At 39.0% G+C, this 18,079-nt stretch carries 18 protein-coding genes; 11 read left to right on the forward strand and 7 right to left on the reverse strand.

The features are described from left to right. Positions 1 to 76 precede the first annotated feature (76 nt). On the reverse strand, positions 77 to 580 hold the full coding sequence (locus QL995_RS14245) for an NYN domain-containing protein (protein ID WP_024594121.1): 504 nt from the start codon (positions 578 to 580) through the stop codon (positions 77 to 79). A 150-nt stretch (positions 581 to 730) separates the two neighbouring features. On the opposite strand from QL995_RS14245, the gene QL995_RS14250 reads away from it, so the two are divergent. Together QL995_RS14250 and QL995_RS14255 are read left to right on the forward strand one after the other, a co-directional pair. Next, positions 731 to 1,354, forward strand: a complete 624-nt coding sequence (locus QL995_RS14250; RefSeq protein ID WP_010555313.1) for a hypothetical protein — start codon at positions 731 to 733, stop codon at positions 1,352 to 1,354. Next, entirely contained in the window at positions 1,354 to 2,097 is a 744-nt protein-coding gene (locus QL995_RS14255; RefSeq protein ID WP_024594122.1) for a DUF3307 domain-containing protein, read from the forward strand. Before QL995_RS14250 ends, QL995_RS14255 begins: the two co-directional genes overlap by 1 nt. 127 nt (positions 2,098 to 2,224) lie before the next feature. On the opposite strand, the gene QL995_RS14260 is transcribed toward QL995_RS14255, so the two are convergent. Together QL995_RS14260 and QL995_RS14265 are read right to left on the reverse strand one after the other, a co-directional pair. Continuing rightward, positions 2,225 to 3,619: a DEAD/DEAH box helicase gene (locus QL995_RS14260; protein WP_007377987.1), complete on the reverse strand. Its 1,395-nt coding sequence runs from the start codon at positions 3,617 to 3,619 to the stop codon at positions 2,225 to 2,227. Between the two features lie 200 nt (positions 3,620 to 3,819). Beyond that, positions 3,820 to 4,659, reverse strand: coding sequence for a 2OG-Fe(II) oxygenase family protein (locus QL995_RS14265; RefSeq protein ID WP_007586986.1), 840 nt, complete (start codon positions 4,657 to 4,659; stop codon positions 3,820 to 3,822). Between the two features lie 267 nt (positions 4,660 to 4,926). On the opposite strand from QL995_RS14265, the gene QL995_RS14270 reads away from it, so the two are divergent. Further along, positions 4,927 to 6,129: a bifunctional alpha/beta hydrolase/OsmC family protein gene (locus tag QL995_RS14270; protein WP_007586983.1), complete on the forward strand. Its 1,203-nt coding sequence runs from the start codon at positions 4,927 to 4,929 to the stop codon at positions 6,127 to 6,129. A gap of 58 nt (positions 6,130 to 6,187) precedes the next feature. Here QL995_RS14270 and QL995_RS14275 read toward each other — a convergent pair whose 3' ends face one another. Then, entirely contained in the window at positions 6,188 to 6,970 is a 783-nt protein-coding gene (locus tag QL995_RS14275; RefSeq protein ID WP_290294445.1) for an alpha/beta hydrolase, read from the reverse strand. A gap of 129 nt (positions 6,971 to 7,099) precedes the next feature. On the opposite strand from QL995_RS14275, the gene QL995_RS14280 reads away from it, so the two are divergent. Further along, positions 7,100 to 7,423 (forward strand): hypothetical protein, encoded by a 324-nt coding sequence (locus tag QL995_RS14280; RefSeq protein WP_010555318.1) that lies wholly within the window; start codon positions 7,100 to 7,102, stop codon positions 7,421 to 7,423. A 72-nt stretch (positions 7,424 to 7,495) separates the two neighbouring features. Here QL995_RS14280 and QL995_RS14285 read toward each other — a convergent pair whose 3' ends face one another. The 3 genes from QL995_RS14285 to aspS all read right to left on the reverse strand — a co-directional run bounded on the left by QL995_RS14285 (position 7,496) and on the right by aspS (position 10,237). After that, on the reverse strand, positions 7,496 to 8,092 hold the full coding sequence (locus tag QL995_RS14285; RefSeq protein ID WP_024591307.1) for a pentapeptide repeat-containing protein: 597 nt from the start codon (positions 8,090 to 8,092) through the stop codon (positions 7,496 to 7,498). A 16-nt stretch (positions 8,093 to 8,108) separates the two neighbouring features. Continuing rightward, positions 8,109 to 8,339, reverse strand: coding sequence for a hypothetical protein (locus QL995_RS14290; RefSeq protein ID WP_007586979.1), 231 nt, complete (start codon positions 8,337 to 8,339; stop codon positions 8,109 to 8,111). Between the two features lie 119 nt (positions 8,340 to 8,458). After that, on the reverse strand, positions 8,459 to 10,237 hold the full coding sequence (gene aspS, locus QL995_RS14295) for an aspartate--tRNA ligase (RefSeq protein ID WP_024591308.1): 1,779 nt from the start codon (positions 10,235 to 10,237) through the stop codon (positions 8,459 to 8,461). Positions 10,238 to 10,484: 247 nt separating this feature from the next. Between aspS and QL995_RS14300 the strand changes: the two genes are divergently transcribed. The 7 genes from QL995_RS14300 (at position 10,485) to QL995_RS14330 (ending at position 18,079) form a co-directional block, all read left to right on the forward strand. Continuing rightward, on the forward strand, positions 10,485 to 11,333 hold the full coding sequence (locus tag QL995_RS14300; RefSeq protein WP_290294446.1) for a DUF72 domain-containing protein: 849 nt from the start codon (positions 10,485 to 10,487) through the stop codon (positions 11,331 to 11,333). 24 nt (positions 11,334 to 11,357) lie between these two features. Continuing rightward, a complete protein-coding gene (locus QL995_RS14305; RefSeq protein ID WP_290294447.1) occupies positions 11,358 to 11,858 on the forward strand; it encodes a YgjP-like metallopeptidase domain-containing protein in 501 nt (166 codons plus the stop codon). A gap of 231 nt (positions 11,859 to 12,089) precedes the next feature. Then, on the forward strand, positions 12,090 to 14,273 hold the full coding sequence (locus QL995_RS14310; RefSeq protein WP_290294448.1) for a YHYH protein: 2,184 nt from the start codon (positions 12,090 to 12,092) through the stop codon (positions 14,271 to 14,273). 37 nt (positions 14,274 to 14,310) lie between these two features. Beyond that, complete coding sequence (locus QL995_RS14315; protein WP_121954347.1) at positions 14,311 to 14,817, forward strand: hypothetical protein; 507 nt, start codon at positions 14,311 to 14,313, stop codon at positions 14,815 to 14,817. Positions 14,818 to 15,039: 222 nt separating this feature from the next. Beyond that, entirely contained in the window at positions 15,040 to 16,398 is a 1,359-nt protein-coding gene (locus QL995_RS14320) for an ATP-binding protein (RefSeq protein ID WP_290294449.1), read from the forward strand. Positions 16,399 to 16,402: 4 nt separating this feature from the next. Further along, positions 16,403 to 17,086, forward strand: a complete 684-nt coding sequence (locus QL995_RS14325) for a response regulator (protein WP_290294450.1) — start codon at positions 16,403 to 16,405, stop codon at positions 17,084 to 17,086. A gap of 315 nt (positions 17,087 to 17,401) precedes the next feature. Then, positions 17,402 to 18,079 (forward strand): hypothetical protein, encoded by a 678-nt coding sequence (locus QL995_RS14330; protein WP_290294451.1) that lies wholly within the window; start codon positions 17,402 to 17,404, stop codon positions 18,077 to 18,079.

An 18,079-nucleotide genomic window follows, 5' to 3' on the forward strand; every position in this document is an offset into this window, starting at 1 on the left:
CATCTATTACGGCTTTGTATTAAAATCTCTCATGTTGCAGGCACTTAGCTTGCACCTTTTTAACTATTTTTTGCTGTTAAAGGAGCAAGGTATTATCAATTAAATGAAATTGCTCAGCGCTTTGTTTTAATACCTCTGCAGTTAACCGGTCAGCACCGTATACATCGCACGGTACATTATATTGATTTTTTAAATGCCCAAGTAACAAAGCAAAGTCACCATCGCCAGAGAGCAAAATAACCTTATCAAGATTCTTACCCTGCTCTAACATGTCTATTGTTATGCCTACATCCCAGTCACCTTTTGCACTGCCATCACGACGTTGAATAAATGGCTTTAGCTTTACGTCAAAGCCAATCGCACGCAAAATATTTTGAAACTGATTTTGCTTTTCATCACCTCGATAAATAGCGTACGCAAAAGCACATTCAATATTGTATTGCGCCTGCATTACCCGCCAAAACGCATTGTAGTCAAAGTTTTTTCCGTAACTCTCGCGGCACGTGTAATAAATATTTTGCACATCAACAAAAATACCTACGCGTGGTTTCGTGCTTTGCTGCTCGTTTTGTAAAGTCATTTAGTGTCCTAGTGAGGATTAATAGCAATAAAAGTAACATTATAAAATAAGTGTACCTTGCAATTTATATTTAAGTAACCTAAATTAGTTACATACCCTTATGTAACCAATATTGGTTACATATTAAAAAGTAACCATTTTGAGATTTTTATGATTGGTGTGATCAGCGGCGATATTATTAAATCGCAAACAATCCCTAAGCAGCAATACGATGCCATGCTTTATCAACTAGAGCAAAGTTTGCGAAACATTTCGGGGGAGCAAACACTTTGGAATATATACCGAGGCGATGCCTTTCAGTTACAAGTTAATAATCCTGAGCTCCTTTTTAAAAATGCCATACTTGTATATTTACACCTTAAATCGTCAGGTTATGAGCTACGGCAAAGCTTGGCACTTGGGCAAATAGATAACCCACGCAGCGATATAAAAACAGCAACCGGTTCTGCTTTTACCCTTTCGGGGCAAGGCCTTGATAAAATAGGTAATCAACGCTTTGTTTTTAATATTAATGAGCAGCAGCTTGATGAAAGCTTAAATCTTAATTTAGCCTTTGCCGACGTATTACTCACTAAAATCACGCAAAAACAAGCAAATGCCCTGTATGTCTATTTAACATCATCAGACAACAGCCACGCGGCACTGGCTAAAGAGCTTAAAACAAGTCGCGAAAATGTAACAAAACTACTAAATTTAGCGCACTACCAACTTATAGAACGCTTTATTAAGCACACACAACACGTTATAAAAAATATAATTAAAGGAGGTGAATAATGGAGTTTTCACTTTTACTGGTCGCGCTTATTATTGGCCACTTACTCGCTGATTTTTACTGGCAACCTATGAGCTGGGTAAACGACAGAAACACCCGTCACTTTAAAGCCAGTAAGCTTTATTTTCATGTACTTGTGCATGGTGTAACAAGTGCACTCATTATTACCGTGTGGGAATACACATTCGGGTGGCAACAACTAAGCAGTGTTTTAATTGCCACGGCGAGCATTATGTTGAGCCATTACTTTATTGATATAGCTAAATCGTATTCTAATAAAGGCGTGGTGCCTTTTTTACTTGATCAAATAGCGCACATACTCGTTATTATTGCGCTCAGTATTTGGCTAACTGATAACAATAGCTTTATGACAGCAATTAATAATATGCTCACTGATCCCAAAATACTGTGGGTGGTATGCGGTTATTTAATTATTTTAAGTCCTAGCGCCGTATTTATAAGAATGATGTTAGAGCGTTTAACAAGTAACTTTTCAAGTACTGGTAGCTTACCACTTGCAGGGCAAAGCATAGGTATGCTTGAGCGCGTACTTATGCTGAGCTTTATATTGCTTGACCAATTTGCAGGGCTTGGCTTTTTACTTGCGGCAAAGTCAGTATTTAGGTTTGGCGATTTAAGTGCAAGCAAAGATAAAAAACTTACCGAGTACGTTATGCTCGGCACACTACTTAGCGTAAGTGTGACTTTATTTGTCGGCTTGGGTATTAACTATTTAATCAGGTAGGCAATACAGTAAGTACAAATTACAGACAATAAAAAACGCGCTGCTTCTATTTATTCAAAAGAAGAGAGCGCGTTTTTTGTATCAGCCTTTAACCAAGTTCTAAATTAATTAAACGCCAATATGATCATTAATCGTTATTTGTGCGACGACGGCGTTGGCCACTACCGCCAACAGATTCACGCTTTGCCCATGGGTTTTGCGCGCTGTCATCTGTTTTAGCAGCTGGCTTTTTAGAACCACCACGGCGTGGGCCGGTACCATTACCACCATTATTTGGCTTTTTACTGTTAGGCTTGCTGCTATCAGATTTAGGCTTATTAAAAGGCTGCTTTTTCTTAGGCTTTTTAGACGGCAGTGGGCGAGCATCTAATGCGCGCTCTGCTACTGGGTTAATAGGCTCAAAACCGTCTTCTTCAGCACGTGGGATAAGCTCACCAATAAAGCGCTCAATACCGTATAAATCAACAGCATCTTCTGTTGTTACAAACGAAATCGCATGACCCGACGCACCGGCACGGCCTGTACGGCCAATACGGTGAACGTAATCTTCATATACGTTTGGTAAGTCGTAGTTAACAACATGCGGTAATTCAACAATGTCTAAACCACGTGCAACAATGTCTGTTGCTACTAGTACACGTACTTCACCACTTTTAAAACCATCAAGCGCTTTAACTCGTGCGCCTTGTGATTTATTACCATGAATAGCCGCGCCTACAATATCATCGCGCTCTAGTTGTTTAACTAAGCGGTTAGCACCGTGCTTTGTACGGCTAAACACTAATACTTGTTGCCAATCGTTAGTGCGAATCAAGTGGCTTAGCAATGCTGTTTTACGTGTTTTATCTACCGCGTAAACGCACTGAGTAACACTTTTTGCAGTGGTATTTTTTGCAGCAACTGAAATTTCAACAGGGTCATTAATTAACCCTTTTGCTAATGCACGAATTTCATCTGAAAATGTAGCCGAAAACATCAAGTTTTGACGTTTAGCAGGCATTTTAGCAATTAAGCGTTTAATGTCATGAATAAAGCCCATGTCTAACATGCGGTCAGCTTCATCGAGTACAAGCACTTCAACGCTATCAAATTTAACTGCATTTTGATTATGTAAGTCGATTAAACGACCCGGCGTTGCTACTAAAATATCAACACCTTTACGAAGACGCTGCATTTGTGGGTTAATTTTAACGCCACCGTAAACTACAAATGAGCTCACATCCGAATGCTTAGCGTACTCTTCAACGTTTTCGCTTACTTGCAAAGCAAGCTCACGTGTAGGCGTTAAAATAAGTGCACGTACGTGGTTACTTTTAGCTTTAGGGCCTGACGACAAACGCTCAATAAGTGGTAATGTAAAACCCGCTGTTTTACCTGTACCTGTTTGCGCTGCTGCCATAACATCACGGCGTTCAATAATTGCAGGAATTGCTTGAGCCTGAATCGGCGTTGGCGTTTCATAGCCCTTTTCTAAAACCGCATTAACCAAAGACTGTGATAAACCTAAACCTTCAAAACTCATATAAACTCTCTTTTAAATTAGGCTACATTAGCCAGTTGCGCGCATTATACCTGTAGTAGCTAAGAATGCATGCCATTATTTACGTTGCGAGCAATTGATCATAGCTTAATAAAATTAAACCTGTGCTCAAGTTGCTTAAAAATGCAAAAAACGGCCATAAGCCGTTTTATATTTATACTTAATTACTCTAAGTATAAGAGTTACTTAACACCTAACTCACGCAGGCGTTCTTGCAAGTAGCTATCTGCCGTGTAGCGCTCTGAAAGCACAACATCTGGATGCGGGTGTAAAAATAACGGTAGTGAAATACGCGATTTAGTAGATGCTTTACCCGTTGGGTTAATTACACGGTGAATTGTCGATGGGAAATACCCGCCCGACGCTTCTTGTAACATGTCGCCGATATTAATAATTAAGCTGCCAAAATCACATGGCACGTCTAACCAACCGCCATCTGTTTTTTGAACTTGTAAACCAGGCTCATTAGAAGCTGGTAATACAGTCAATAAGTTAATATCGCCATGGGCTGCTGCGCGAATAGCACCTGGCTCTTCATCACCCGTCATAGGCGGATAATGTAGGATACGTAACAATGTTTGCTCAGAGCCTGCAATCATGTCTTTTAAATCAATCGAAAACTTAGCACGTACATCAGCCGGAGATTCAGCCTGAACCCAGCTTAACAATGTGCCAGCAAATTCACTTGCTAAACGGTAGTATTCACGTACATCAGCTTCAAGCTCTGCAGGAACGCGACCTTTAGGGTACACATGGAAGTACTCTTTAATGTCTTTTATTGTAAAGCCTTTCGCTACTTCAGATACTGAAGGCGGAAAGTAACCGTCTTGAGTGTCTTTAGAGAATAAAAAGTCGTGCTTTTGCTCTGAGTTAAAAAAGTCTTGCCAATTTTTGTAAATAGACTCAACTAAAGACTGTGGGATTGGGTGGTTTTTTAAAACGCCAAATCCAGTATTTCTTAACGATTCAACAAATTGTGCAGCCGCATCGGGAGCTTTATAATCAACAGTAGGTAATTGCATTGTACGTTCCAGTGAATAGGTTGTGTGAAGTGAGTTGCTTTTAATAGTGCTAAATTACTTATATAAAGTAGCAAAGCCTTCATTATAGCGCTATGCGAGGATAGACAAATGACCTCAAAAACATAAGGACATATGTCCGCAAAGCATAGTCACCGCCACTTGGCTTGATCAAGATCAACTTATAAAAAAACGTTGAATTTGCAAGGTTTAGTGCTTATATATGGTCTACTAATATAATATATTTTATTTGTGTAAATAAGGCTCCCCATGCGACAAAAAGTATCTTTTAAAAGCGGCGATTTAGAACTTGCCGGCCAACTTGAACTTCCCTCTGGTGACGTTAAGTTTTACGCGCTATTTGCACACTGCTTTACCTGCGGTAAAGACATTGCAGCAGCCACCCGTATTAGCCGAGCTTTAACACAACAAGGCATTGCCGTACTACGTTTCGACTTTACCGGTTTAGGTAATAGCGATGGCGACTTTGCTAACAGTAACTTTTCATCAAACATTCAAGATTTAGTATCTGCGGCAAATCATTTACGTGAGCATTTTGCGGCGCCGCAACTACTCATTGGCCACAGTTTAGGCGGGGCTGCCGTTCTTGCTGCTGCGGAGCATATTCCTGAAGTATCGGCTATTACAACCATTGGTGCACCGTCAGATGCGCAGCACGTAGCGCATAACTTTGAAGCACACCTTGATGAAATTAACGCAGCAGGTGAAGCTAAAGTTAACTTAGCCGGCCGTGAATTTACCATTAAAAAGCAATTTATTGACGATATAGCCAAGTACGATAAAAGCCACATTAGTAAACTTAAGCGCGCATTATTAGTAATGCACTCCCCTATTGATGCGACTGTAAATATTAGTGAAGCTGAAAAAATTTATGCATCAGCCAAGCATCCTAAAAGCTTTATTAGCCTAGATAACGCCGATCACCTTTTAACAAATAAAAACGATGCCGACTACGCTGCACAAATAATAGCAACGTGGGCAAACCGTTATGTTAAGTACGACAAAACTAAATACACGGCAAGTTTAACGGGTGGCAATGTACTCGTTGAAGAAAAAGACCATGTATTTACTCAGCACGTAAGTACAAAAGATCATACTTGGCTTGCAGATGAGCCAATAAAAGTAGGTGGTAAAAACTTAGGTCCTGATCCGTATCATCACTTATTAGCGGGGCTTGGTGCCTGTACGGCCATGACACTGCGTATGTACGCTACACGTAAAAACTTACCACTGGAGCATGTAAAAGTAGAGCTTGATCACACTCGCGATTACAACAAAGATTGCGACGATTGTGAGCAAACAGGTAACCTTGAAGCCATTACCCGTAAAATCACCTTACGTGGCGACTTAACTGAGCCACAGCGCCAGCGTTTACTCGAAATAGCCGACAAATGCCCAGTACATAAAACACTGCATAACAACCCGGTTATTGTAAGTGAACTGGTAGAGTAACTACCATAAAATTAATATAGCGCAGCTAACACTGCGCTGTGATTTAACTTTTATAAACCTAATTTTTACTATCTAAAAATCCTTCTACTTCTTTACTCATTCTGTCCACCAGCCATTTTGGCCCGCCATCGTACATATCGTTATGGCGAGATTTTTCTATTAGTGTTTGTGTAACAGGAAACTTATCCAGCTCTGAATCGTTTAACAACACATTCGCATCAGCTGGGTAATCACTACCGCGAAGTGTAAGTACGCGAATGTTTTTATTGCGCGGGATCAACATGCGGCGATGATCGAGCGTAATAATAGTGCTAACTTCGTTTGGATAAATAGAGCCATATAATGCGGAAATATCACCGCCATTAGAATGCCCAAATAAGGTGAGTTTTGTAAAATCATACGCTGGGTATTTACTCGATAGCTCATTAACTAAAAACTTAAGCGTCACTACGCCACGATGCCAGTTTTCCATACGCGTTGTTAAGTAAGGCTGCTCACGATTAAGATCAGGGTCGCTTTTTAGTTCATGTGCAACGGCTACTGTTAAATATCCACGCTGACTAAACGCATTACTAACAAACGTATATTCATTATGGCTAATCCCGTAGCCCGCATTAATAAACGCTACAGAGCATTTTACTTGAGCTGTACACTTAGCATTGTTACTTGGCAATGTAATATTGATAGGAATAGTGCGATTACGGCTTTCATCAGTTATAACGCCATCGTTTGCATAGCTTGTTGCGCCTATTACTGATGTGCTTATTGCTGATGTACTTATTATTGGTGTAGTTAAGGCTAGTGCGCTTAATATAAAAAGCTTTTTAAGTGTTTTTTGCATATTTAAATTTATATAAATTATTGTTTTTAATTAAAAATAACTTTTACTTTATAGCTTTGCATTCTCTATTGTCAAACTATGCGATAATAGCCGCCATTGTTTAAATATATTTAGTAAAAGATCCAATAAATGAAATCATACAATAGCATTCAAGAACGTATAGAAATTTTAGAAGACAAACTAACTGCAATACATGACGAAATCGAAACACTAAAAGCACCTGCTAAAAACAACAATGAACGTATTATTTTTAAGTTTATTGAAACAGGCAGCACAGGTAAAACGAAGGATTTTGTTCGTGAGTTAGGTATTAAATCACCGCGTGACGGTTTGTTTTCGTCAGGTGACGTTACAAAACTAATTAAAGATGGCGCTGAAGATATTTCACCTGCGTTATTAGAAATCGCAAGACAGCTTGCCAGTGCACGTAATAAAAATGGCCCAAGCCGTTAATTACCCAGTCACGCCGTATCTAGAAGCCCAGCCAAGCTGTCGCTTCTAGATATGTAATCATATTAAACTAAATTAATCACACAATTCTATATTAAGGCAGGTAAGCAAATTAAGTGCTTCGAAGCGATCAAACTTAGCATTCGCTAAAATATTATTATTCAAATCTATATTAAACGCCGTGGCACCTACAAAATCACATTTTGTTAAGTTAGTTTGAAAAAACTCACTATCGCGAAAATCTGTTCCTGTAAATTCACTACCGCTTAAATCAGCGTGTCTAAAATCAACATTTTTGGCAAAGCAGTGTGTTAGTTTGAGGGCTTTGAGGGTTAATTCAAAAAAAGAACTATTACTGAGCTCGCAATAATTAAAACTCACCGGTGCGTTAATACTAAGCGCTGGCCAATCTACATCAGCCCATTGCAAACTATTTAATTTACAGTGGCTAAAACTTACATTTTCAAGCGAGCTGTAGTTCCATTTTAGTGACGATAAATTACAGTTTTTAAAACTACATTCTATAAATCGGCAATTTTTAAACTGCCCGCCTGAAAAGTCGCAATCGATAAATATACATTCTTCAAACTCAGAGTTTTCAGTTAGCTGCTCTGCGTACTGCAAAGCATTAAATTGCTCATCAAAATACTGGTTATTGTTACTTAACAACACAATTCACCTATTAAATTTAACCCGTGTAGCCATTACTTTTAGGTAAATCTTTTTTAAGCGCAAGCACTGCAATAAAAATCAAAGCAAATAGTGGAAATAGCGCTAAACAGCCACCCACAAAAGCTAAAACACCCGGCATAGTACTTTTACGCTTACCTATTTTGTAGCTAATTACAGCAAAAATAGGAATACACAGCACAATAATAAAAACTAAAAACTCACCAAATAAGGTTGCATTGATCGACATAATAATTCCTTTTCATCTGTTCGTTTAAAATACACTCTGCAGCAAATTTAACCATAAAAAAACCCTTAAGCATATAACTTAAGGGTTTTTAAATTTAGCTCAAAAAAGCGAAACAAAGATTACTCTTCGTTAGGTATCGCTTTTTCTACAACACTTATTGCAAGTTCAGCTAACGAGTCAAGGTTAGGTTTGCTTGGCGCGTTGGTTAATAAACACGACGCTTGTGTTGTTTTAGGGAAAGCAATAACGTCACGAATGTTATCGGTACCACATAAAAGCATTGCTAAACGGTCAAGACCAAATGCTAAACCAGCATGTGGTGGTGTACCGTATTTAAGTGCATCAAGTAAAAAACCAAACTTGTCTTGTTGCTCTTGCTCGTTAATACCTAAAATTCTAAATGCAGTTTCTTGCATATCTGCATTATGAATACGTACCGAACCGCCACCCACTTCGTAGCCGTTTAATACCATATCGTAGGCATCTGAAATAGCAGCTGCTGGGTTTGCTTCAAGCTCACTGGCGTTAATGTCTTTTGGTGCAGTAAATGGATGATGTACAGCATGTAATGTGCCTTCGTCATCTTCTTCAAACATTGGGAAGTCTACAACCCAAAGTGGTGCCCAGCTATTAAGGTTAGTGATTTCTAAATCAACACCAATCTTAACGCGCAGTGCGCCCATTGCTTCATTTACTGTATTGCGCTTATCGGCACCAAATAAAATGATATCGCCAGACTGTGCATTAGTACGCTCAAGTAATTTAGTGATTACGTCTTCGCTTAAAAACTTAGCTACTGGTGATTGAACACCCTCAGCGCCTGCAGTGTGGTCGTTTACTTTCATCCACGCCATGCCTTTAGCGCCATAAATACCAATAAACTTAGTGTAATCGTCAAGTTGTTTACGAGAAAGCTTAGCGCCACCCGGTACAGTTAACACAGCAACGCGACCTTTTTCGTCGTTAGCCGGACCTGAGAAAACATTAAACTCTACGTCTTTAACTAAATCTGCAACATCAACTAATTTCATTGGGTTACGTAAATCTGGCTTATCAGAACCGTAAAGGCTCATTGCCTCGCTGTAAGGCATGATTGGAAAATCGCCTAAATCAACGTTTAGCAATGTTTGCCACATCTCGCGGATCATTTTTTCAGTCATACCACGTACTTGATCAGAGCTCATGAAAGAGGTTTCTATATCTATTTGGGTAAATTCTGGTTGGCGATCGGCGCGTAAATCTTCATCACGGAAACATTTAACAATTTGGTAGTAACGGTCAAAACCAGACATCATCAACAATTGCTTAAACAACTGTGGAGACTGTGGTAATGCGTAAAAACTACCTTTATGAACGCGGCTTGGCACTAAGTAATCGCGCGCGCCTTCTGGCGTTGCTTTAGTAAGTACAGGTGTTTCGATGTCTAAAAAGCCGTTTTCATCTAAAAAGCGACGAACAAAGCTGCTTGCTTTAGCACGTAATTTAATACGGTCACTCATTTCTAGACGACGTAGGTCTAGGTAGCGGTATTTTAAACGACGCTCTTCTGAGTTTACTTGGTTAAAATCAAGCGGTAATGGCTCAGAGCGGTTAATAATATTAAGCTCTTTACCTAAAATTTCGATCTCGCCTGTTGCCATGTCTTTATTTACTTGGCTGTCTGGGCGTGCGCGAACAATACCTTTTAACTGAACACAAAATTCTTGGCGAAGTGTGTTAGCCGAACTCATTAACTCTTCAATGTCAGAGTCGAATACAACTTGTACTAAACCTTCTCTATCGCGTAAATCGACAAAGATAAGTCCACCAAGGTCACGTCGTTTGTTGATCCAGCCACATAGTTCAACTTCTTGATCTACGTGAGTTTTATTTAGCTGTCCGCAATATATAGAGCGCATAGTTTTCCTGTCAGATAAAAGGCTTAAACGGCTAAACTTATTTGTTTTAAGGCGTGTGATTTAAAAAACAGGTCACCACAATACAAATAAAGCCGCTAGCAATCTAAAAATAATCAAATTAAGCCCTGCATTATACTCAACTAACATTAAGATGCTAGGGCGTGTGCCGCTTTTGCCCCTGAATTTACAGCAGCTCGTTTTGTTATTTGCTACACTATCGCCACTTTATAATAAGGCGCTAGTTTGTATGTTATATATTGGATGCCCGCAGTGGTCGAGTAATGCATGGAAAGGCAATTTATTTTCAAGCCAATGTAAAAACGCCGATATGCTTAGCCAATACGCACAACACTTTAACTCTGTTGAAGGCAATACCAGCTTTTACGCTGATCCTTCGCCAAGCACCGTATTGCGCTGGGCAAACAGCGTACCCGACGATTTTAAATTTACTTTTAAGTTTAATCGTCGCTTTAGCCACGAGCTGCACCTAACTAATGTTCAAACCGAGCTTACTGATTGGCTTAACTTATTCTCCCCTATTTTAGAAAAAACTGGGCAAATCATGCTGCAATTACCTAAAGCATTTGGCCCTGGTGACTTACCCAAACTCGCCCAATTTATTAGCCTATTACCAAAAGAGGTTAATTACGGTGTAGAGGTACGTCATACGGCGTTTTTTCAAAAGGGCGAAGCCGAAATAGCGCTTAATCAGTTATTAATGGCAAACAACATAAATCGCATATCGATGGATACTCGCGCCCTATTTGCGGTAAAACCAACAACCGAAGCGCTAATAGACGCACAGCAAAAAAAGCCGCATTTACCCGTGCATGCCATTGCTACAAGCACGCAACCCATGGCGCGCTTTGTTATCGCCGATTTACAAAACGACTATAAACCCTTTTATAAACCGTGGCTAAGTAAAGTAAAACAATGGCTTGATGAAGGAAAAACCCCTTATGTGTTTTTTCATACGGCAGATAACCGAGAAGCGCCATTATTAGCAAGGCAGTTTTGCAAAGACCTTGGTTATGATCACAAAGCATTAAACCCATTTACTGGCGAAAAAGAAGCCCACCAGCAAGCACTTTTTTAAAAGTAAAACGACTGAGAAATAATAATGAGTGAATACGCACGTTACTTTACCGGTTACCCAGCTAACATTGTTGAGCAAGTATTAAGCCTTATAAATAACAAAAAGGTATGTGACTACTTACTTAAAAAGTATCCGCAAGCACACACTATTACCAGCGATAAACTACTTTATAGCTATGCAACCGAGCTTAAAAAACAATATTTAAAAAATGCGCCACCATTTGGGCGCGCTGCTTTTAAAAAGCAAGGCGATATGGTCACCAATGCATTCGGTACACATACGTATCGAATGCAAGGTAAAACCCGTAAGCACGATTTAGCGATAAACAGCGACTTGCTCCGCGCTCCCGAGCCGTTATTAAAAGCGTTAGTGGTACATGAGCTCGCCCACTTTAAAGAAAAAGACCATAACAAAGGCTTTTATCAACTTTGCTGCCATATGGAACCGAGTTACCACCAGCTAGAGTTAGATTTAAGAATTTTTTGTGTGGTAGTCGCAATGGGAGAAAATCCTTATTTAAAATAAGGATTTTAGCGTTATTTAACTGAGTGAAAATAACGCTATGCTTAAGTTAATATTTCCTTCCATAACCAAGCGTTCATACCCAGTCTTTTATCCCCGTAAGCAACTCACAACTTAACGCCTTTTCGCTTAATAAAAACAAAAAAGTTTAAAACTACATAATTGCCCTACATTTGAGAACTACACTCTTAATAGCTAATTCTTTCTATGTACTCTTAATCTTTGGAGTTTTAAATGATGAAAAATACCTATGCCTTTTTACTCAGTGCACTGTGCTGTGTAACCTTAAGTGCCTGCAACGAGCAAAATAGCCAATCGCTTGAACAATCAAGCCTCAATGATTTTACTCTAACAAGCTCAAAGGTAAGCGATGGCGGTAACTTGCCTATTACTTATACGTGCGATGGGCAAAGCATTAGCCCTCCACTTAACTGGAGCGGTGCACCTAACACAACCAAATATTATGCGTTAATTATGGATCATAAAGCGCCAGAGGGAATGCATTGGTATTGGACCATGTACAATATTGCCGCCGATAAAACACAAATTAAAGCAGGCGAAACTCTCGGTGAAGTAGGCTCTAATAGCGTAAACGATTTAAACCAATATGCGCCGCCTTGCTCTAAAGGCCCAGGTGAAAAAAGCTATACTTATACTGTGTATGCGTTATCTGCACCGGTTACCTTTAATAGCGATACAAAAGTAGATCGCTCAGCATTACTCGCCGCTGTAAAAGATATTACGCTCGATACTGCAAGTATGACGGTTAAATACTCGCGAAGCGCTAATAGCGCCGAGCAAAAACCGGATTCAAAACCAACACCAAACGAGCAACCAAAGCCTGACAAATCATATTTAACCGCTAACGTAAAATCACCTCGTTGTGATGCTATTACACAATCAGTAAGTAATGCAGGGTTTGATCAAAGCGTATCTGTTACGTGCGATGAACAATATGCTTATATTGCCTCATCTACTTATCCTGATCATGACGTAATGACTGGTATTACAGGTACTAACGAGCAAATACCTGTTCCAGCTAAAGACTACGCCGCACCTATAAAGCTAAATCCTAAAAAAGCAAAAACAATAACAACAATTGATGCAGCCGTAGGTGTTGCCGTTAATGGCGTACCAATATACGACTATTCTTCGCAAGGTGAACTGGACGTAAATAGCTACGATGAAAAACACGACACTTTAGCACTCGGACAGCTAGATATATGTGGCGGACACGCAGGACGAGGTGATGACTACCATTATCATGTATCGCCAACGTGTATGATAAACACAATGAAAAACCAATCAAGCGATGCCATTATTGGTTGGGCTTACGATGGTTACCCGCTGTATGGCAGTAAAAACCCAGACGGCAGTGCAATTGCCAAAGGTGACCTTGATGTATGTAACGGACAAACCGACGACACATTTGGCTATCGCTACCAAACATCAGCTACACCGCCGTATATTATTCAGTGCTTAGTAGGTGAAGTAGATACCGCAAAATTACCAAGAGTGTCACCACTGAGTGGCGATACTCAAGGTATAAGAGCCGATCTGCGCCCGCCACAAGGAGGCGTTGAAAACTTAACTCACACAATCTCTGAAAACGGCAGCCGTACAATGAGCTACTCATACAAAGGTGAAAACTACTTTACTACCTACAGCCCTGCATCACAGGGAAAAGACTGCTATAGCTTTAAACAAAAAACTATCAGTAATGGTGGCAAAGTTCAAACAGGTACATTTTGTAGAGGTCCGCAACCAAATCACCTTACTCCTACAGTCACTAAGCAAAATACAAATTCTGCCATTACAGGCAAGCATAACTTAAAGCTAGAAGCATGGGCTGATAACTGGTTTACAGCCTACATAGGCGAGCAGTTACTTGTTGAAGATTCTGTGCCTATAACCACAGAGCGTTCATTTAATGCACAAAGCATTACGTTTTCTGCAAACTACCCTATTGAGCTTAATTTAATAATTAAAGACTTTAAGCAAAACGACACTGGGCTTGAATACATCGGTGCTAAAAATCAGCAAATGGGTGATGGCGGTTTTATTATGCAACTTACCGAAACCGATACAAATAAAGTAGTTGCCGTAAGCGATCAAAGCTTTAAATGCGAAATACTTCACAAAGCGCCGCTTAACAAATTATGCGAAAGCGAAACAAACCCAGTTGCGGGCGAAGGTGTTTGTACATTTATGTCAAAAGAAGCGCCAACTAACTGGCTGCAAAGTAACTTTGATAACGCAAACTGGGCTAATGCAGTAGAGCACAACTTTGCCGATGTAGGACCAAAAGACGGTTACGACGATATTAACTGGGATGAAAACGCAAAATTCATATGGGGCGAAGACTTAGAAACCGACAACACCCTTATTTGTAAAGCAACTATTGAGCAACCTCAATAAACAAAAAGGTCAACCGCCTCAATAAAAGGTAGTAATTATGTATTTTTTAAAAAAATTAAAATGGCTAATGCTATCGTGTATTTTAACAAGTATGAGCACTCAAGTGAGCGCCCATGTGTTAAAAAACACAACAGCCCAAGTAATTTTAAGAGACGGGCAAGTTGAGGTTAAAGTATTAACTAATGCTGAGCATTTAATTTCAGCGCTGCAAAGCGAGCAAGCATGGCTTATGGGCGATATTGATAAGCTTATGCCTACAAACTTAAGTGCAGAGCAACAAGAAGAGTTTGTAAAAAATGCACTTAAACAAAAAACGAGCTTACGTGTAAATCAGCAAGTTATCGTGTTTGAACGCGTCGCTTTTACCACCAGCAACAACGAAGCGCACGACCTAGAAATTGTTTTTCAAGCGAAGCACACATTTACAACAGTAGATGATCTTGCTATATCGTTCCCTAAAAGTTTAGGTGCAGTACACGCAAGCTTTGTAAAACCACAATATAAGTTACTGGGTGCTGGCGATACCGCAAAAATAAAGTTCTAGCCCAAGAATCAACATACCTAAAAAGCTTACTTAAAAAGGATTTTAGTAAGCAACTCCCTAAATACGATAATTGTAGGCACATAATCAATATGCAATACTGCTTGGTACGTTAACGTCATGATTTTTACTATTTGCCAATCAGTGAAATTAATACATAAATTCTTTTTAGCTTTTTTTATCACTAATATCGCCCTTGTTGGGCTTATGTTTGTGTTTATATACATGACCTTTTCGTCAGGGTTTAACGACTTTATTGAACAAGAAGAAACAAAGCATGTAGCAATGGTTAAGCAGCAACTTATTGAGCTTTATAGCGAATTAGGCAGTTGGCAACCCATTACGCAAAACACACAATTATGGCGCTCTATTGTTGAGCCACAAAAAAAGCCAGGCGAGCCTGAAACGAATAAACACACAAGCACCCCACCCAAACCAAATAGCAGCAATGCAACGCCCTCTTTATTGTGGGTACACTTACCTGCAGGTTCCCTTAAAACTGGGCAGCGTATAAGTTTATATGATCAAAATAAAAAGGTTGTTGTTGGTAGAGCTAATTTAAACGACAACCCACATATAGAACCTATTTTATTAAACAATAACGTTATAGGCTGGATAGGTTTAGTCCCTTCAAAGCTTGTGCAAAGTAGCCCAGCAAAAGCATTTTTAGCAGCGCAATTTCATAACTATTTTATGATCACATTACTCGTTATTGCGCTCGCATTTATTATGGCTATTGTGTTATCTCGCCATTTAATAAAACCAATAAAGCAAATAGTAACTGGCACCGATGAGTTAACAAACGGAAATTTTGCCAGCAGAATATCCTCCTCTAGTAAAGATGAGCTAGGTACCCTATCCAACAATTTTAACGCCTTAGCCCACACGCTTGAGCAAAACCAACAAATGCGATTTCAATGGGTGTCAGACACATCCCACGAATTAAGAACCCCACTTACCGTACTACGCTCGCATTTACTAGCCATACAAGATGGCGTATTTACAGCCGATACAAAGCGCATTAATTTACTCATAAACCAAGTAGATAATTTAAGTCACATTGTTGACGACCTAGCTCAACTAGCACAAACAGATAGCGTTAATTTAACCTATAGCAATGCACGCATTGATTTAATAAACATTTTTGAGCAATCAATTGAAAACTACACCGCTCGCTTTAAAGAGCGTGAATTAAATGTAGACAGCAAAAGCTTAACCAAAGCCGGCAAATGTATAATAAATGGCGATAAAGAACGCCTTGTGCAATTATTTTCAAACCTGTTAGAAAATACCTGCAGATACACGCATAAAGGTGGGCAAGTAATAATACTTGCCAACAAAACACCCAATAACATTGAGCTTATTTTACAAGACTCAGCCCCAAGTGTTTTACCAAACGAATTACAAAAATTGTTTGAGCGTTTTTATCGCGTTGAAAAGTCTCGAAGCCGAGAGCACGGCGGCTCGGGCTTAGGACTTGCACTTTGCAAACAAATAGTAGAGGCACATGGCGGTCAAATATCGTTGCACAACTCACCACTTGGTGGGCTAGAAGTTAAAATAACGCTGACACTTTTAGGTTAAAATAATGGCATCACAAAAAATACTTATCGTTGAAGACGAAGAAAACATTGCCGAGGTACTTATTGCCTATGCTAAGCAACAAAATTACGAAACTGAGCACTTTAATAGCGGCAAAGGTGTAGTTAGTTTTGTAAAACAAAACACAGTAGATTTAATACTTCTTGATTTAATGCTGCCAGATGTTGATGGCATAGAGCTATGTAAGCAAATTAGAGCCTTTTCAAACGTGCCTATTATTATGCTTACCGCAAAAAGTGAGGAAATAGACCGCTTACAGGGTTTAGAGATCGGCGCCGATGACTACATATGCAAACCCTTCAGCCCTAAAGAAGTTATAGCGCGCATAAAAGCCGTACTAAGAAGAACCAGCCAGCCTAAAGCCAACATCATCAATCATAATAATTTTCAATTACACAAAGACGATTACGAAGCCCGCCTAAACGGCAAAAGCATTGGCTTTACCGCCGTCGAGTTTAAAATATTTTTATTATTTATAAGCCACGTAGGGCGTGTTTTTACCCGCGAAGATATTATTAATAACGTATACAGCGACACAACCGATATATCTGATCGCAACATAGATACACACATTAAAAATATACGAAAAAAGATTAACGACATTCAAGCAGGACTAAACCCAATAGCAGCGGTTTATAGTGTGGGTTATAAGTTTAAAGAACAGGTTTAGCAACTTAAAAAACAGCATTAGAAAAGAGGAAAGTATGGTTCCCAACGCATTAATTTGTCGAGAAAAAATGATTTGCTTCGGCGCACCTGAGCTATAAATAAAAACGTTAGTAGTACATGAGCTCGCTAACTTTAAAGGAAAAAGTCATAATTGGCGGCTATGAGAGAGGATCTATGCATTTAAATATAAAATAAGTTTTAGTATATTTAGCAATGCATTATCATCAATTAGATAGTTTTTGATATATTAAAAATAGAGATAATATGCTTATGCCTGAGTAGAATAATTCACTTCAAATAAGTAAAAGGAATTAATATGGATTTTGATCAAATATTACAAAAACCAAATATCGCACCTTTTGACAGTAATACACAAAGGATAAGAAGAAATTTAATTGTTACGTCAATTATTGCAATTGTAATGACGCTTGGATCTGCCAGCTTCAATGGTAGCCAGAATAGTTTTGCAGGATTTAAATTCGAAAATTTAAATATTTGTCATGTGTATGTATTATTGCTCATATCTATAGCTTATTTTCTAATTCACTTCATATGGTCTGCTTTAGATGATTTGAAAGAGAACAGATTAAAGCTAACCGGTATTAAAATACCCAAGGCAAGAGTCGCAAGTTACGCCTCAGCGAATGTATTTGAGCCTAATTCTGATGAGGAACGGCAATCAACCTTATTTTCTTGGTGGAAAGCGCATCGTAATCAAATAGATCACTTTGAAAGCATAATAGACTCAATAGAGGAATATATAAAAAGTGATGCATTAGATGCTGCAATCAATACATCTAGGGATAAAATTAAAGATATACATACAAAGACCTTATTTATTGAACATGCTCTACTCAAATTTGAAAAAGGTTTTTGGGGGCATGTCCGAAGCCAAATTTTAAGATGGTTCTTATTCGATTTTGGCGTTCCATGCATTTTAGCTTTAGTTTCTTGTTGTTTAATTTTAATAAAAATTTATGGTGGTTTTTATTAA

Origin of the sequence: Pseudoalteromonas sp. APC 3358 (assembly GCF_030408075.1) — a bacterium.
Lineage (GTDB): Bacteria > Pseudomonadota > Gammaproteobacteria > Enterobacterales > Alteromonadaceae > Pseudoalteromonas > Pseudoalteromonas arctica.

Bases quoted from the DNA above. Each gene is read 5' to 3' on its own strand.
- QL995_RS14310 (WP_290294448.1), top strand. From the start codon at position 12,090: ATGATGAAAAATACCTATGCCTTTTTACTCAGTGCACTGTGCTGTGTA.
- QL995_RS14305 (WP_290294447.1), top strand. From the start codon at position 11,358: ATGAGTGAATACGCACGTTACTTTACCGGTTACCCAGCTAACATTGTT.
- QL995_RS14325 (WP_290294450.1), top strand. From the start codon at position 16,403: ATGGCATCACAAAAAATACTTATCGTTGAAGACGAAGAAAACATTGCC.
- QL995_RS14270 (WP_007586983.1), top strand. From the start codon at position 4,927: ATGCGACAAAAAGTATCTTTTAAAAGCGGCGATTTAGAACTTGCCGGC.
- QL995_RS14255 (WP_024594122.1), top strand. From the start codon at position 1,354: ATGGAGTTTTCACTTTTACTGGTCGCGCTTATTATTGGCCACTTACTC.
- QL995_RS14320 (WP_290294449.1), top strand. From the start codon at position 15,040: ATGACCTTTTCGTCAGGGTTTAACGACTTTATTGAACAAGAAGAAACA.
- QL995_RS14245 (WP_024594121.1), bottom strand. From the start codon at position 580: ATGACTTTACAAAACGAGCAGCAAAGCACGAAACCACGCGTAGGTATT.
- QL995_RS14290 (WP_007586979.1), bottom strand. From the start codon at position 8,339: ATGTCGATCAATGCAACCTTATTTGGTGAGTTTTTAGTTTTTATTATT.
- QL995_RS14275 (WP_290294445.1), bottom strand. From the start codon at position 6,970: ATGCAAAAAACACTTAAAAAGCTTTTTATATTAAGCGCACTAGCCTTA.
- QL995_RS14300 (WP_290294446.1), top strand. From the start codon at position 10,485: ATGTTATATATTGGATGCCCGCAGTGGTCGAGTAATGCATGGAAAGGC.
- QL995_RS14315 (WP_121954347.1), top strand. From the start codon at position 14,311: ATGTATTTTTTAAAAAAATTAAAATGGCTAATGCTATCGTGTATTTTA.
- aspS (WP_024591308.1), bottom strand. From the start codon at position 10,237: ATGCGCTCTATATATTGCGGACAGCTAAATAAAACTCACGTAGATCAA.
- QL995_RS14250 (WP_010555313.1), top strand. From the start codon at position 731: ATGATTGGTGTGATCAGCGGCGATATTATTAAATCGCAAACAATCCCT.
- QL995_RS14280 (WP_010555318.1), top strand. From the start codon at position 7,100: ATGAAATCATACAATAGCATTCAAGAACGTATAGAAATTTTAGAAGAC.
- QL995_RS14330 (WP_290294451.1), top strand. From the start codon at position 17,402: ATGGATTTTGATCAAATATTACAAAAACCAAATATCGCACCTTTTGAC.
- QL995_RS14260 (WP_007377987.1), bottom strand. From the start codon at position 3,619: ATGAGTTTTGAAGGTTTAGGTTTATCACAGTCTTTGGTTAATGCGGTT.
- QL995_RS14265 (WP_007586986.1), bottom strand. From the start codon at position 4,659: ATGCAATTACCTACTGTTGATTATAAAGCTCCCGATGCGGCTGCACAA.